The organism is Vibrio sp. 947 (genome assembly GCF_033339115.1).
Lineage (GTDB): Bacteria > Pseudomonadota > Gammaproteobacteria > Enterobacterales > Vibrionaceae > Vibrio > Vibrio alginolyticus.
Genome location: NZ_JAWOTX010000041.1, coordinates 18,446 through 32,696, shown reverse-complemented (window position 1 = coordinate 32,696; position 14,251 = coordinate 18,446). Strand labels below are relative to the sequence as shown.

The following is a 14,251-nucleotide window of genomic DNA, read 5'->3' as shown; positions in this document are numbered from 1 at the left end:
CGCCTTTCACCACCACCTAAATTAATTTCGCTTAGGCTCATTAGATTTAGATGGAGCACTTGGCGCTTTTGGGTAGATACCGCATACTTTTCGAGTGATTCAATTGTTGTAATAACGAAGCTTTTTTTATGCTTGAAAGCACCAATAGAAAGGCAAGGTTTATCATTTTCTGGAAACATGTTTTTTCCCTCGTATGTTGTTGTATTCATTATACATACAAAAGCCATTATGTAAATTATTTATTGACTCTTATTTATTGTTTATGTATATTTAGAACAACAACGAGATAAGGAATGACTTATGAATGATGAAGTAACACTACCTACAGAGCAAGATACCAGCAAAATGTTTGGCTTGGTTATGGAGGGTAATGTACACGCGATTGGGGGTGTATTAGCTTCCGCAATGAATGCTTTTATTCACCGTAAGAACACGGTTAATTGGTGGGGTTCTGAGCTTGAAGTTTATCTTGCTAATCAAACTTACTTCGTTTTTGAAAAGCTCTTAGGCTATAGCATCGAAGAAACAGAGCTTTTCACATACGCTAACAAAGCCACAAGCGATGAGATTGCAATCAACGAGCTAAGTAATCTTTACTTCAAGGACGCGAAAGAACCTCTTTATCTTGTTGTAAAAGAATCCCCATTCGATTCAAATTTCAATAAAGTGTTTGGTAATGCTAATGAGTCTGACTTTTTCGTCGGTCTGGGTACTAGCGATATCAACGAAGGCTATGAGTCGTTCGAGAAGTTTATCGAATGCTTCACAGAGCTTGGCGCTCAAATGGATCTTGAGTCTAGCGACCTGTTCCGACTCGGTGATGTGTTTAAAGAAAATCTGGCAGAGTTTGCAAGTATTGAAAATGCCGATTTCTTCACAGGGCATGAGTCTCTAATCAAAGACCTTGAGTGCTTTGATATGATCGGCAGCATCGGTAACGGGTTCGTAATCCGAGTTTGCTAATAAAAGTTAGTGCCTCCCTTGGGAGGCACTAAGTGACGAATCGATATTGTCATTTTAATGACTAGTATGTTGCTGCACTCGCGTTAAGCATACCCATTGTAATTGAGCTTGCTGCTAAAATAATACCTGTACCAATTTCATTATTTTCCATTCGATTAGCAATATCACCTACCAAGATACGAACGAAACAGAATGTGAGGATTTGGACTGAAGCAGAGATAGCTCCCCAAATCAGAAAGTCAGCAATATTCACGCTCTGTTCCATTGATGTGGTTAGAGGGATGGAAAATCCAATCAAAGCACCACCTAACGAAATAGCAGCCGCTTGTGATTTATTTCTTATTAGCTCGATCTCATTGTATGGTGTGATCGCCTTGTATAGAAACAAGAAGAAAAATACCATTAAAAATGAAATTCCAAGGTATATACCAAAAGGAACTAATCCCATCAAAGATGCAGTAATGCTGAAATCTTCACTTATGAACTGAACCATGTAATTCTCCGTTTTTATTAATAATTATTTTGAGAATTAATTTTACAATTAAAAACTACCACTGCAAAGCATCAGACTTTTTAAATTGTAAATATATTTGATTTCCTACCCTGCTAACGGTGAGAAAAGCAAATGTTCAGACAGAAAGCCTCTTGACCTGCTTCATCATCTCTGACGTTGTAACAGCGGAAAAACAATAAGCAGTTCGGTTTGTACAAAAGGCTACCAGAGCCTTTTCTCCCATTTTTCAAGTACTGCTTAAGCTCAGGAACCGTCCAGAAATGCATTCCATCATCATTTATTTCGAACAGATCTAATGCAAGATGATGCAAGTCTCCGAGTTCTTTTAAGATCTGATTTTCATCAGAATAATTGGGGTTAGAGGAAATAACTCTTTTTTCTTCAAAAAGTTCACATATCGTAAATTCCACTCTAGTGCCTCTTTCCAATTCAGAGACGTGAAGATCGTAAAGAGGCTCTAGCTGTTTCATGGCAAATCCATTCTTATGAAATATGTACGATCACAAACTCTTGCTGTTTGAGAGATGTCGAGGATTTTACGTATGAATGTGTATTGGTCAATCCGTAAAGGTGGCTTAGCATGTATGCAGGGTCTTCATGATGAAATAGATGAACAATTCCAGATGACTTTCTGTGTTTTTCAGAAGTCATTTCAGATCCGCTGTGGTAAATGTACAGTAAAGTGATGTCATCCATTGCTTCGCCAAATTGCTTGCGGAGGTCAACCTGGCAGTTTTCAATAATAATTACATCAGGGACTTCCTTGCGCTTTAACAGTTCGCTAACGGCATTCTCAATCGCTTGAACATAGTCAGCATGACTTTTTTCAAGTTCAGCATCAATTTCAAGCAGACTTACATTTTTAGGGATAGTGTGGCTTCTAAGTTCATGCGTGTACTGAGGTGAAACGATAAAAGCTGCATTTTGGCTAGCTTGAACTGAATTAATTGCCACCAGCTCCATTTGTGAATATTTGTCACCAATGAATACGTTGTCTGCGCTAATAGCTAATTCTGATTTTTGTGTGACTTCTCCCTTCATAAATGAAAGGATGTTTTTGAAACCTTTGCAGATCATTTTTATTCTCATTGAACGATTAAGTTTTTGATATTTTAGTAAGTTTAATCGTTAAAATCAACTATAAAATTTGTTTATATAAGAGCGTTTCCGCTGTGGTGGGTTGTAAAAAGAGTTGTTTGCCGATGATATTCTCTGAAATGCCTAAAAATAACAAAAAGCTCTAATAATCGAGTATTAGAGCTTATTTTCACAATAGTGACTAAAGGTGCGGTGATAGATTATTCACCGCCACCTCCACCGCCTCCGCCGCAGCCACCGCCACCGCTATCACCACCACTGAAGCCACCCCCAGAAAAGCTTGTTGTAGTAGGCGTGTCATCAACCACTACCGTGTTGCTCACATAAGGGGTATTTGAGCTTGAGCGTGACCCTTGAATGGCACGATTACGAGCTTGTTGTTTTTTCTTCTTTCTTCCAAGAAGTGTATCAAAAATTCCCATAGTCTGACCTTTTATTGTTGATTTCTTGTACACTTTATATTGTTTAAATTAATTAGTCAAACACAGGAATTGACACGAAATCAAAACGATATATAATAAAAACAAAACAAGGAGCGCACCATGCTTAAAAATTTATTTAATCCAAATATTTCTCCGTACCCTTCAGAACTTCAAGAGTTCATGGAGGATGAACAAAATTGCACTGAGCAAAACCTGAAGATTATCCGAGACATCAATGAGATTGTGCTCGTGGATAAAGAAAATGATGAAATGGTTGTTCGTGATGCGGGTTTTTCATTTCAGGTAATCTCGATGTCACTAAAGCTTCTGATTGAATCAGCGACACCTGATCTAAGTCTTGAATTTATCCGAATCTATAAGTTAGATGAGTACCTTGATTTGGATGATGAAATTAAGCGTCTTGAGTCTTTAGTGGCGGAGCAATCCTGATGCACGTTTTATTGAGAGTAAGCTCAGAATTCATGTCTCATGAGCATAGCTATGGTGTATTGGCATCAAGAAATAAAAAGATGCTTGAAAGCCTTGCTTTCCGACTATCTAAAGTTTGCAGTGACGATTATGTGGTCGCAGATATTAATGGCATTTCGAAGCAAGCGAAGTACATTGAATGTATCTCTCAGCATGATTCGGACTTAAATTACTCAATCATTAAGGATTCGGATTTTCGTGAAAAGTGGGAGGGCGATCCTGAACTCGACCATAAATTAAGAACACTTGATAAGCAAGGCTGCTCGGGGTTGGGGGTAAAGAGAATCCCTGTGTTAACTGAAATCGAAAGAAATATCATTGCCGATTTGTTCAAGTCCGCCGATCACAGTCTCGGAAAGCAAATCGAATCTATCAGAGATGTATACACTATTGAGAAAGGCATGAAAAAATTGTTTTTAAAGAAAAAGGATTCTCAATATTACTTTGATAACTCATTTAAGCATCAGGCGGATAACTACATGGGATTCTTCTTGGGCTAGTTGTTATTTCATAAATTATTGGAGGTTTGAGTGTCGTTATCTGATTATCTGAGTGTTATGTCACTAGAAGACTGGGTCTTACTGTTTCTGATTGCATTGTTAGTCGTTGTGGTCGCATTTTGGTTGTTAAGTTCACTACAGTATCACTTTCGCGTAAGAGGGGCTGTGCTAAGTGAGATGCATGAATCAGAATCGAGTGAAGAAGATATTCAGCTCGGTGCAAATGTTTTGCCCTTCAAGCGTAATGAGTGATTTTTATTACATTTATGTTTTAGTTTCAATGATTAATTCTCTAGCAAGCCCAATAGGAAAAGCATGAATACTGATCAGTTAAGAGGCTTAATCCTTTGTGATTCTCCCCGCCCTGATCGGAGTATAGAGTAAAAAGTGTGTTTATTAGCGAGTGAGTGAGTGCCAGCCTTTTAATGCTAATGATCTATGGCTCACTGGTGTTTATACACACTGTGTATGTTCGGTGTGTATATTGAGCTAGAGATGTCGCTGATAGACCGTAGGCTGCTACGCAGCGGCTTAGCAGGAAGGTGTTGCATCACACGCATACACAATACATACGAAACACTCTATATCTGCACATCTTACTGGTGTGAAAAAGGCAGCAAAATGCTGCCTTAATACACATTATACACCCCGAAAGTTACTATATATAACTATCGGGCGAGGCTTCTTGGATCGTTTGCCGCAACCTAATTCTTGATTTGTTGATAGGTCGTCAAGCGGTGGCGTGGAGTATCGTTTTAGAACAAAGAAAGAGTTCTTTGAGTTCCTTTAAAGAAAAAGTGCAGATGGTCTGCACTTTTTCTTTTATTAGGTCGGAATCAAGCAAACCAGCCAAGGTTGCTTAGCGCGTTATCTAAACACAGGAATCACTATTTCTGTACCTGAAAGCCCTTTCGCTGGCATGATAAAACTGAATCCCTCATCTTTTAATGCAGCAATCATCGACTCCTTATTTACAGCGTTTTCTTCATCGTTGTAATTGAAGAACTGGCTAGCCAGACCAAAACAAAAATAAGAATCACCAAACCGCTTTCTGAAAAAGTCATTAGCTAACTTAATCACTTCAAGTTCACTGCCTAAAACGATATCTTCTACATCAATGCTAGTAATGAAAATGATTGGTAAGCCTTGCGAGAATTTTTTCTCAATGATTCCTTTATGATGGTTAACATACTCAAAAGAATTGCAGGCTAGTTGAGAGTGAGCATCAAATGTGAAGAATAGGTGAATGTCCTCATCTTGATAATTGTCAAGCGAAAGAAAATTAATGGTAGCTACATCTACAGACTCAAACTCTTCAGAATCTTCGTCATCGTCCAACAAAGAAGCGTTGATGGTTAAGGCGCTTTCTTCAAGGTGGTCGTCTGGCTCAGTTGGTCTATATTCTCTTTTTGATTCAAGACAAAATGAAGCATAGTTCATGTCGATCTTAGTTGTCATTCTTCTCACCTTTTAAGTTAAATATTCTAAAAATTTGTTTAGCGGTCTTGTTACCAATCCCCTTAATCTCAAGAAGTTCGTTTTCAGTCATGTTAACGATTTCCGCTAGAGATTTTCCGCTCATAGCAAGCTCATAGGCGACTTTGGTGTTTATGCCAGGCAATATAGCCAAAATTCCTTTTAAGCCATCAGAAGCGCTGATAACGCCTTTATGAGAGGATTCAGAGTCCGATTGGATCAAGGCTTTATTCATCTTCTTACGCTCAGTAGAACTCATATCTACTCGCGTATTTCTGACTTTGACAGGGTAGTATAAGGATTGCTCAACAAAGCCCTGGATGAGCTTTGCTACCATGTATGCTGTGTGATTCAGGTTGAACGTCTGTATGGTCTGCTGGCAGCAAATAGCGGAGATGTAATTCAGCCAACCATCCATCTGTTTTACCTGAGGAAGTACGTTGTATAGTGTGCGGATCTGACCTTGTTCTTTCCTTTCACCCTCGACAATCCAAACAACTTGCATGTAAATACCTTCGTTTGCATTGCTTACCATGCTTCGGTAATAGCGCTCAGCTTGCTCATGTGCATGGTGATTATCTGAGGTGATGTTGTTGTACAGGTCTGTAAGTGTTTTTCTTTCAATAAGAAGAACTCTGGATGGATCGCTCTGAGAAGTAACGAGAATATCTCCGTCAGGTAAAGAAGTCGGGTGTACATTCTTAATCCCAGTGCTGCTTAACTTATTGAATAATTCAGCAGGTTCTCGATGATCTACAAGGACAATAGCGTCTTTGTTGGTGGAGTCTTTGAACGGAGCTGATGAAACATCAAGATGAAGCGCTTCATTGTACAATTGCTCTAGAGAGGAATCACTAAAAGAAAAGTTCGAATCTTTGCCGAAAGCATTTCGGCTCTTAAATCTCCCCTCTCCAATTACGTTGTTCATAGCTTGGTTAAATCTAGACTCCTGATGATATGATCTGCCTCTTGTATGATTGGATGACTGTGTTAAGCCTTTTTCATCCAGAAGTATAGCCAGTTCTCTAAGCCCAACAGTTTGAATATCAATTCCCACAGAGTGTAGAAATCTAGTGATCTCAATCTTTCTGGCATTGCTTGGTGAGGTTACTTGAATTCTATTGCCAATTTTGGATAGAAACTCACCTTCTCTGCCTACTACGTAAAAGCGTATATACACATCTGAAGAACTCGGTTTCCAAGGTCTGAACTGCATAGCAAGGCTCCATTTAGAGGTTCAGGGAGAGTGAACCGTGAACCAAGACTATTTTTAAATCAAAGTCCACGGTTAATAGTCCTCATTTCAACTTATTTAGCGATTTTCATCCACGGCTTATAATCCTCATTCGCTAAGATTATTTGTATCTACTTAACAAAAATTGAATTCCGCCAGAGTGAACGATGTCGAAATGTCGGAATCTCTCACCATCATGCTCAACAAAGATGTCTGATTTGTGCTCATTACAGAACTCAGCAAACTGTTTGCTATCAACCTCATCTTTGCCGAACAGGAGTACAAGCTTGTAGTAATCCTCTTTGTCTAATGAGTCTTCAAGCGTGAATTTTTCGTTCAGACGAAGTCGTGTTCTCTTATTAATGAATGACTCCCATCCATCAATTTCTTCATCTGACCAGCGACTAAACCAATTAGCAATGAACTTTTCATTATCTTTTAGAAGGTCAGCATTTCCTCTTACGCTAATATATGAGTTGATGAACCGTGTGCTAAAGTGAAGAGGTTCACCTTCGTATTGATCGAGCAATTCTGCTGTCTTCTTAACGATTTCAGGTAAGTAATTTCTATCAAGAAGCGTTTCGCTAGATGGTTTTGTTGAGTTTTGAATAGCGTAATTGGCAATGTCGGTAATAAACACATCTTCCAATTGCAGCTTATCTTTTACTCGTCGTTTGTTTAGATAGCTGTTCAACAGCATAGTGATTGACGTGTAATTTTGGAATTGGACAGGATTTTCAGCGCCTTCTTCCCAACACTCATCGCAAGGGAGTTTCAATAATTCATCCAATCCAATTTCCATTACAAGCTCTACTGCCGCTTCAGTAAGGTTCTTTCCATCAAGCTTATTGTCATATAGGTACTCATCATTGAAAGATGAACCAAAGGTTCTGGTCGCCTGCTCTAACTCAGAAAGAAAACCATATTCACCGTATTTTCCAAGCTCCATGATTTGGATAAGTTTTGGTTTCAATTTGTCCTTATGAAGAAGTAACGGTAAGTATGAATGTTCAGCGATCCAGCCTTCAATATCTTCGCAATCACCTACAGGGTAATCCGCGTTGTTGATGACGTTATAAAGTAAGGACTCTTCCATAAAGTACTTTGTCATAAACAATGGAAATTTCAAGTCTACCACGCCATCCTTAATGAACAGCTCGTACACCATATCTTCGCTGATTTCTTTTGGGATTTCTTCAAGGTTAAATAGGATTGCGAACAACTCTCCTTTCTTGAATTGTTCAAGAATATTTAAAGCATCACGCTTTACTTCTTTATAGGCAAAGCGGGTCTCAGAAAGCTTTCCATTTTCGTCCATATAAAAGGATAAGATGTGATGAACAAGCTCAATGACCTTTGGGCGAGTAATCAATGTGTTTTTGTGGGTTCTGAGAGATTCAAGGTATTCAGAGAAAAGGTCTGGGATATCGTGACCAAGAAAGAAAATAGCTCCTGCACCTTGATTACAATCATGAATTGGGCTGAGATCAAAACCAGCTAGGATTCGGTTTTCGAATTGGTCGGGGTCAACAGTGAACATAAAAAATTCCTTACTTTATAATGTTTATAAATATACATCATTTATAGTAAAAGTAAATAATTTATCTTTATAGGATAATAATTAATTTCAAAACAACTATTGATCACAGCCTCTTATATAAAAACTCTTCGTTTGAGCTTGCTTCGTAGCCTTTAAATTTGATCAGATAGTATACAAAAAGTGGGTTTGCTCTGTACTTATCGCTTTCCCAGATACCACCTGCTTTTACATAAAGGAGAATCCGCCGTTCAATCCTAATGATTCTAATGACCCCAAACCAACCGCAATAAATCTTGTTTCTCATGAACGACTTGCGCAAAGAATGTCTGTAACTTAGAGCCTTCATTTTCCATAAGGGAGTCTGATACTTTAATGCTTGATGAAGTGGTTGAACCAAAAAAGGGTTCGCGAATGAAACAATCGGGAGTAAGACTGCAAAAGGAAGGCAAAGTGTTAAAAATTCAATTACTGGCTTGGCATCATCTGTATTTGTTAACAAAGAGTCCAAAGATAACACCGTAGTAAAATACATATAACCAAACACACAGGCGATAATGGCGATCAATCTGGACATAAATAAATGGTTAAACAAATACATTGCAAGTCCTGGTTTGGTAGGTTTATTGAAACTACCGTTAGATACCGTCTCTAACGGTAGTCAACAAAATTAGTTGCTCTTAGCTTGATTGTATCGGTCTTTTTGTTCGTTGACAGATTTCGTCACTTCATTACGATCTTTACCGCTCATCAACATGCGAACCTGAATGGACTGCTGATCAAAAAAACCTTTAGGCCAACATCGAGTTTCTCCGACTAGCTCCCCTTTTTCGCAAACAGAGAGTTTATTGCCATTAAACTCGAATGAAAATGGTTTAATTTCATTTTGAGCCACGCCAATTCGGAGTTCATTAAACATCAAGGATGTTGCTACATGTGCGGTATCGCCATCTTTCAGGCTCTTGCACCAATCATAAACGTTCCAGTCTGAAACGGCATGTTTGTTATCATCTGAGATAACGACATTAATTGTTTTCAATTTAAACTCCGACATTAAGCAGGAACAATCTTCCAGTTTTTGTAGCCAATGGCTTGAGAGTGTCTTTTGCTAAAATCTGTTTCTTCAAGCTTGAATCCATTTTCTTCAAGAGACTTTAGCATAATGGATTTAATTTTTGATAGATACTCTGGCAGAGCCTCACCATTTTTGCCAAATCGATCAATTGAGTTCAGTGCTTCACTTACAGAAAAGTACTCTTGCTCTTCATAACCGCTTTCTGTTTCGTAAAACGCAGAGGCAACCCAGTCACCGAAAGTAGAGACCTGACCATATGATGCAGTAGGATATTGATTGTGAAAATCGTGTTCACAATCATCTTTCTTGAAGATGTAACCTTTAGCCAACTGAGACTCATCATATTCATGCGGAACATCGTGTTCTGAGATGCACGTTAAATAGACAATCTCTGTACTCTCGGTATCCTCACCATGAGGGGTTAAAGAGTGAGATGTTCGTGTTCGGTTTCCTTTAAGATCGCGAAGCCAGACAGTATGGCGAACAAATGGGTGTTTTTGACCTACTTGAAAACGGCTCATGGTGAATCCTCTTTAATGATTAGTTGCGTTAAGTTGAGGCTTAAGCCTCAACAATTTTCAATAATTTCTTCTTTTCGTCTTTGAACAGTTTACATAGCTCATCATCTTCAAGCTTGAAGCCATTAACGTCTACCGCTTGCTTGATCTCATTGATGACCTGTTCAAGTTTTTCAGTCAGACCATGTAGAGCACCAAACATAGAGATATCGTTCAAAACATTTTCAGCAAGAACGTATTTCAATAGGCTTGGTTCACCAGAATCATCGCTTACAAGAGCTTTAACGATGTAATCACCCGCAGTTGATAACTGACCATAGCTAGCTGATGGGTATTGATTGTTGAAGATTACATTTTGGTCTTCGCCAGAGAAGGTGTAGCCCGTTGTTTTGTCGTTCGTGTAATCAATGGAGACCTCATGCTCTTCTTTGCAGGTAAGGACGACAAACTCTGTGCTGATAAGAGGTTGGTCTAACATGCTAGTGTAAAAAAGAGTGCCGTTCGGTTTGCCATTTTTATCCAAACTGACGAACTGGTGACGCATAAACAGGTATTTCTTTCCAGGCTCGAATCGGCTCATGGTGTTTCCTTTTACTTATTTTTCGAAATGGTAATGCCAAGATAGTCGATTACGATTTCAATATCGGCATTAGAAAGTGGTTCCGAGATCTTAAATGCTCGCTTAGAACATTGTTCATCAAGGTTTAGTTTTTGGTTTAGAAGCAAAGAAACTTGAGTCTCTGTATCTGGCTCTACAGTTTTTAATTGATTAAAAATTTCATCAACTTCATGTTCTGACAACGCATTGGTGGTCAGGCAGAGTCTTGAATAGTTACGTTTAATCTTTACATTTAATGTGATCATTTTGACAAAGCCTTGTTTTTATTACTATACACTTGCAAACCCAAAAGTCAATAAATTTATTATCTGATAATTATTTACAATGATTTTTGATTTGAAGGACTCATTTTTTAATGTAAAAATATAAATAATTAAATATAGCAATGGGTTTTTAATGAATATTAAAATTTATCAAAGAGGTGGTTTCAAGGATAACCACGATGTACTCATAAATGCAACTGAGTATTTCTGCAAAATGCTGATGTCAACAAGGATGTGTAATGCCTTGAATATCAGGCTTGAGATGAGATCCACAAAGCTTGGTAAGAATGGACTTGGGTCTTGTTATACTGACGCCTTAGGCAGTAAGAAAAATAAAGATTTTATAGTGATAGTTAAAAGGGACGCTCCAATTACAGATCAATTGAAAACACTTGCTCATGAGTGTGTCCATATCCATCAAAAAGCAACAAACTTGCTGCAATATAGGTTATGGAAGTCTGATGGTAAGTTCCATGCTCGATGGAATGGTGAGGAACTCGGGGTGTATGATGCGATTCCTTACCAAGACAGACCTTGGGAGATTGAAGCTTACTTTTTAGAAGATATCATGCATAAAGCATATTTCTTTAATAATAAGAACCGACCAGATTTAGAAGAGAAAATTATAAATGGGTTTAATAATGCATTGAAGTATCTAGAATCTGAACGCTCAAATAACTATAGAAACATAGTTTCAAAGCAAAATAATAGTATGGAAATGACTATTTAATAATATATTTATTAGACGATTAAGTGACTCCACCACTGATCGGGCGCGGGTTTACGGCGTAGCTGCTAAGGGAGTTCATTAAACTTGCGGTTACTGAGATTATGTGTCAGTATATGACACATAATCTTAAAAGGAATGTCAGAATGCGCAATCTAAGCTATGAACAAGAAATGAATAAGCTCATTGAGGAAGTCGGTCACGTTATTGTTGGTCGTGTGATTCGCGGCGAGTTAATCAATAGACTGTACATGCTGTTTGGCATTTCTCGTACTAGCCATCTGGCATACCTAAACAACTCAGATTCTGTCCCTGATTACATCTGGAATCAGCTAGACACCTTCAATAGCCTCCCTCCATTTCAAAAGGTTAAGCTAGTATTCGAACGCTGCGTTGATTTAACCGATTTACCAGCAGATAAGGCGCTGTCTCAAGTTATCAAAGGCTGGGAGATTATGACTGGCAGTCCTTTCGATTCGGCAGATAAAGTTCGATATGCTGGTGAGTTTGATGTGAAAAAGGTGAATGAGAAAATTCAATCTGTCATGGAAAATGACCCAAGCTGCATTGGGGCGGGTCTTCTATTTAGCTCTTACTTTGAAACATGTAATAACTACATTAGCTTCGAGAGCGTAAGAAATGTCTTGAATCAAGATAGCCATCAACACAAAAATCTGGCTGGCTACACTTTAGGAACATTGTTCCTAGAGAACTCTGTTCTATCTCATGGGATTAATCAGTTTAAAGAAAAGTGCCGAAACGTAATCGAATTCTACAAGCCTGACGAACAAGTCGAAGATGAACTTTTTGATCGAGCATTTCACATTTACCTTCGGGCAAAACACGACTTTACCGACTTCGCTAAATACTGCGTTTCTAGAAGTGCTAAGGTTGCTTCAAACGAACAGCTTAAAATCCAAGAGCAGATCTTTGTCTTTAACAGTGTTGAGCATTTGATCGAACAGTCTTCTATGATCCCTAATGGCTTCTCATTAAGCATGATTCGACCAGAGAGGGCGTTCGACAGCTTCTTTGCAATGATTGTGAAATCAGGTGAAGACATTCACCTGTTAACTGACAAGCCTAAATCAACAATGTTCCAGAAAGATGCTATGAGTAGTCGAAATCAGCGATACAATCTTAGTCGCTACGAAAATTCATACTTCCCTTATGAAATGATGAACCTACAAGTAGAAGATAACGGGCGGGTGCTTGTTGAATCAGAATCGACAGAGGTTGCTATTTCAGATTCTGGTCTAAGAGTTCTTGGTACAGTACGATCTATGTATAGTGATAGTATTCTATGGCTTACGTTCCTAATGGAAGAGTGTCGAAACCAGCTTATTAGCAAGAAGCTGGCTTTGCCGAACTTGAGCTATGTTTCTCAGGAATCAGTATCACATGCTTTGCTTGAGAACAAATCAGTGGTATCAAACCTACCAGTTACGTACCAGGTAAATACTTGCATTAAGGTTAAGAAATCAACCGAGTTAAATAGAGATAATTTCCTGGCTAGCAACCCTCGGGCGAAACGCTTTATGCACAAAAACCATTGGATGGAAGATAAGTTCGATAAGAAAATTGATCAGGCATTGCTATATATCCCTGCTGAGCTTTCTTCCGCGAGTAACCTATTGATTGAGAATAAGCGCGGCAAGGTTTCTTTAGCTACAACCGATGGTGAAGGAAAATCTATTGAAAATATGGGGTTAAAGGCTTTGCCGAGTACTTCAGTTGGTACAGCAGAGGAAATTCAAGCAGAAGCCGATTTGATCGCTAGATATAATAAATCGGTCATGATCAGAAAGCTGATGAGTGAAGAGTTTGAAGCAAATAAGGTGAAAATGGAAAAATGGATTGCTGAGAAAATCAGTAAGAACCTCCCTACCCTTATGGACGATATTATCTCCCTTAATCATGATCGCTTTGCTATCGGGGGTGCTTATCTCAAGATGGTTGAGGATGGAACCGCTCCAGCAGGAAGGAAAAGAGAACTTGTGCGTCAAGTGCATGTTAAGAAGCACAAGGGTTATTATGACAGTAGAAGTACGCCAACTGAATTGCAAAAAGCTCTAGAGATTAGAGATAAAAACAACTACGCATACTGCTACATTACTGGTGATGAGCCAGACCTTAGCTTCTATTTGAATGTGTCCACTGTTTACGATCTCATGCTGCTAACTGGATTGTCAATCGATGAACTTCCAGTTGAATTGAGAAACTGGAACTCTCGATCAGATCAAGTAGCTGATAGAATGAGTGATTGCTATGACCCAGTTGAGGCTTTAGCTAACCCTTGGGATAACTTAAAGATCTTTTTGTCTATCCCGTTATCTAAGAGTTATGTCCTTAAGAGACGTAAGGAGCTTGGCGTAAAAGGTCGGTTTGTTAAGCCTCTGAACTACTATGATTGCAATGAGGATCCAAAAGCAGAGGAATGGTATCGTTCATTGTTTAATGCTCAAGTGGCTAGAGGTGAAAATCGAGTTGCAGCAAGGCAATCCTATTCTGTAAGACCAGAATTCCATTTTTATAGCTAATAACAAATAAAGGGATTTTTTCGAAAATCCCTTTTTTGATACCTAGATCACTGCATTTTATGTGCATAAACAATAGAATGCATAAATAAACCAAATAAAAAATCAAACAATAATAAAAGGATATCTAGCATGAACACTCCATTCAGTACTTAAGAAACACCACTCACTCGTTAGGCGCGTGTTTTTTTCATGTAAGCACAAACATAAGTTATCAGTAAAGGTATATTTTATTGCCTTTTTCGTAGACTTGTGTGTTTTACTGTTCGCCAGACAAGT

General features: G+C 38.5%; 18 protein-coding genes. 6 read left to right on the top strand and 12 right to left on the bottom strand.

The window, feature by feature from the left end:
* Positions 1–300: 300 nt before the first annotated feature.
* The gene (locus R7Q39_RS28010) at positions 301–963 is read left to right on the top strand and encodes a hypothetical protein (RefSeq protein WP_318077153.1); all 663 of its coding nucleotides are present in this window, start codon (positions 301–303) and stop codon (positions 961–963) included.
* Positions 964–1,024: 61 nt separating this feature from the next.
* On the opposite strand, the gene R7Q39_RS28005 is transcribed toward R7Q39_RS28010, so the two are convergent.
* The 4 genes from R7Q39_RS28005 to R7Q39_RS27990 all read right to left on the bottom strand — a co-directional run bounded on the left by R7Q39_RS28005 (position 1,025) and on the right by R7Q39_RS27990 (position 2,997).
* On the bottom strand, positions 1,025–1,456 hold the full coding sequence (locus R7Q39_RS28005) for a DUF350 domain-containing protein (protein WP_051141194.1): 432 nt from the start codon (positions 1,454–1,456) through the stop codon (positions 1,025–1,027).
* 113 nt (positions 1,457–1,569) lie between these two features.
* Positions 1,570–1,947, bottom strand: coding sequence for a hypothetical protein (locus R7Q39_RS28000; RefSeq protein WP_318077152.1), 378 nt, complete (start codon positions 1,945–1,947; stop codon positions 1,570–1,572).
* A gap of 13 nt (positions 1,948–1,960) precedes the next feature.
* Positions 1,961–2,554: a hypothetical protein gene (locus R7Q39_RS27995; RefSeq protein WP_116921310.1), complete on the bottom strand. Its 594-nt coding sequence runs from the start codon at positions 2,552–2,554 to the stop codon at positions 1,961–1,963.
* Between the two features lie 221 nt (positions 2,555–2,775).
* Positions 2,776–2,997, bottom strand: coding sequence for a hypothetical protein (locus R7Q39_RS27990; protein ID WP_045592118.1), 222 nt, complete (start codon positions 2,995–2,997; stop codon positions 2,776–2,778).
* Positions 2,998–3,117: 120 nt separating this feature from the next.
* Here R7Q39_RS27990 and R7Q39_RS27985 point away from each other — a divergent pair, with 120 nt between their 5' ends.
* The 3 genes from R7Q39_RS27985 to R7Q39_RS27975 are packed head-to-tail and all read left to right on the top strand — an operon-like array spanning position 3,118 to position 4,238.
* On the top strand, positions 3,118–3,447 hold the full coding sequence (locus R7Q39_RS27985) for a hypothetical protein (RefSeq protein ID WP_045592117.1): 330 nt from the start codon (positions 3,118–3,120) through the stop codon (positions 3,445–3,447).
* Complete coding sequence (locus tag R7Q39_RS27980; RefSeq protein WP_318077151.1) at positions 3,447–3,986, top strand: hypothetical protein; 540 nt, start codon at positions 3,447–3,449, stop codon at positions 3,984–3,986. The genes R7Q39_RS27985 and R7Q39_RS27980 overlap by 1 nt, the downstream gene beginning before the upstream one ends.
* A gap of 30 nt (positions 3,987–4,016) precedes the next feature.
* A complete protein-coding gene (locus tag R7Q39_RS27975) occupies positions 4,017–4,238 on the top strand; it encodes a hypothetical protein (protein WP_318077150.1) in 222 nt (73 codons plus the stop codon).
* A gap of 615 nt (positions 4,239–4,853) precedes the next feature.
* Here the strand turns inward: R7Q39_RS27975 and R7Q39_RS27970 are convergent.
* The 8 genes from R7Q39_RS27970 to R7Q39_RS27935 form a co-directional block, all read right to left on the bottom strand.
* Entirely contained in the window at positions 4,854–5,444 is a 591-nt protein-coding gene (locus R7Q39_RS27970) for a hypothetical protein (RefSeq protein WP_318077149.1), read from the bottom strand.
* A complete protein-coding gene (locus tag R7Q39_RS27965) occupies positions 5,434–6,678 on the bottom strand; it encodes an ERCC4 domain-containing protein (protein ID WP_318077148.1) in 1,245 nt (414 codons plus the stop codon). Before R7Q39_RS27965 ends, R7Q39_RS27970 begins: the two co-directional genes overlap by 11 nt.
* Before the next feature lie 139 nt (positions 6,679–6,817).
* A complete protein-coding gene (locus tag R7Q39_RS27960) occupies positions 6,818–8,236 on the bottom strand; it encodes a hypothetical protein (RefSeq protein ID WP_318077147.1) in 1,419 nt (472 codons plus the stop codon).
* Positions 8,237–8,339: 103 nt separating this feature from the next.
* Positions 8,340–8,834: a hypothetical protein gene (locus tag R7Q39_RS27955; RefSeq protein ID WP_318077146.1), complete on the bottom strand. Its 495-nt coding sequence runs from the start codon at positions 8,832–8,834 to the stop codon at positions 8,340–8,342.
* 69 nt (positions 8,835–8,903) lie between these two features.
* Entirely contained in the window at positions 8,904–9,272 is a 369-nt protein-coding gene (locus R7Q39_RS27950) for a hypothetical protein (RefSeq protein ID WP_264400219.1), read from the bottom strand.
* Positions 9,273–9,286: 14 nt separating this feature from the next.
* The gene (locus tag R7Q39_RS27945; protein WP_318077145.1) at positions 9,287–9,829 is read right to left on the bottom strand and encodes a hypothetical protein; all 543 of its coding nucleotides are present in this window, start codon (positions 9,827–9,829) and stop codon (positions 9,287–9,289) included.
* 40 nt (positions 9,830–9,869) lie between these two features.
* Positions 9,870–10,406: a hypothetical protein gene (locus tag R7Q39_RS27940; protein ID WP_318077144.1), complete on the bottom strand. Its 537-nt coding sequence runs from the start codon at positions 10,404–10,406 to the stop codon at positions 9,870–9,872.
* An 11-nt stretch (positions 10,407–10,417) separates the two neighbouring features.
* Positions 10,418–10,690, bottom strand: a complete 273-nt coding sequence (locus R7Q39_RS27935) for a hypothetical protein (RefSeq protein ID WP_094133060.1) — start codon at positions 10,688–10,690, stop codon at positions 10,418–10,420.
* 151 nt (positions 10,691–10,841) lie between these two features.
* Here R7Q39_RS27935 and R7Q39_RS27930 point away from each other — a divergent pair, with 151 nt between their 5' ends.
* Positions 10,842–11,438: a hypothetical protein gene (locus R7Q39_RS27930; RefSeq protein ID WP_318077143.1), complete on the top strand. Its 597-nt coding sequence runs from the start codon at positions 10,842–10,844 to the stop codon at positions 11,436–11,438.
* A gap of 143 nt (positions 11,439–11,581) precedes the next feature.
* Positions 11,582–13,975: a hypothetical protein gene (locus R7Q39_RS27925; protein ID WP_318077142.1), complete on the top strand. Its 2,394-nt coding sequence runs from the start codon at positions 11,582–11,584 to the stop codon at positions 13,973–13,975.
* Positions 13,976–14,251 lie beyond the last annotated feature (276 nt).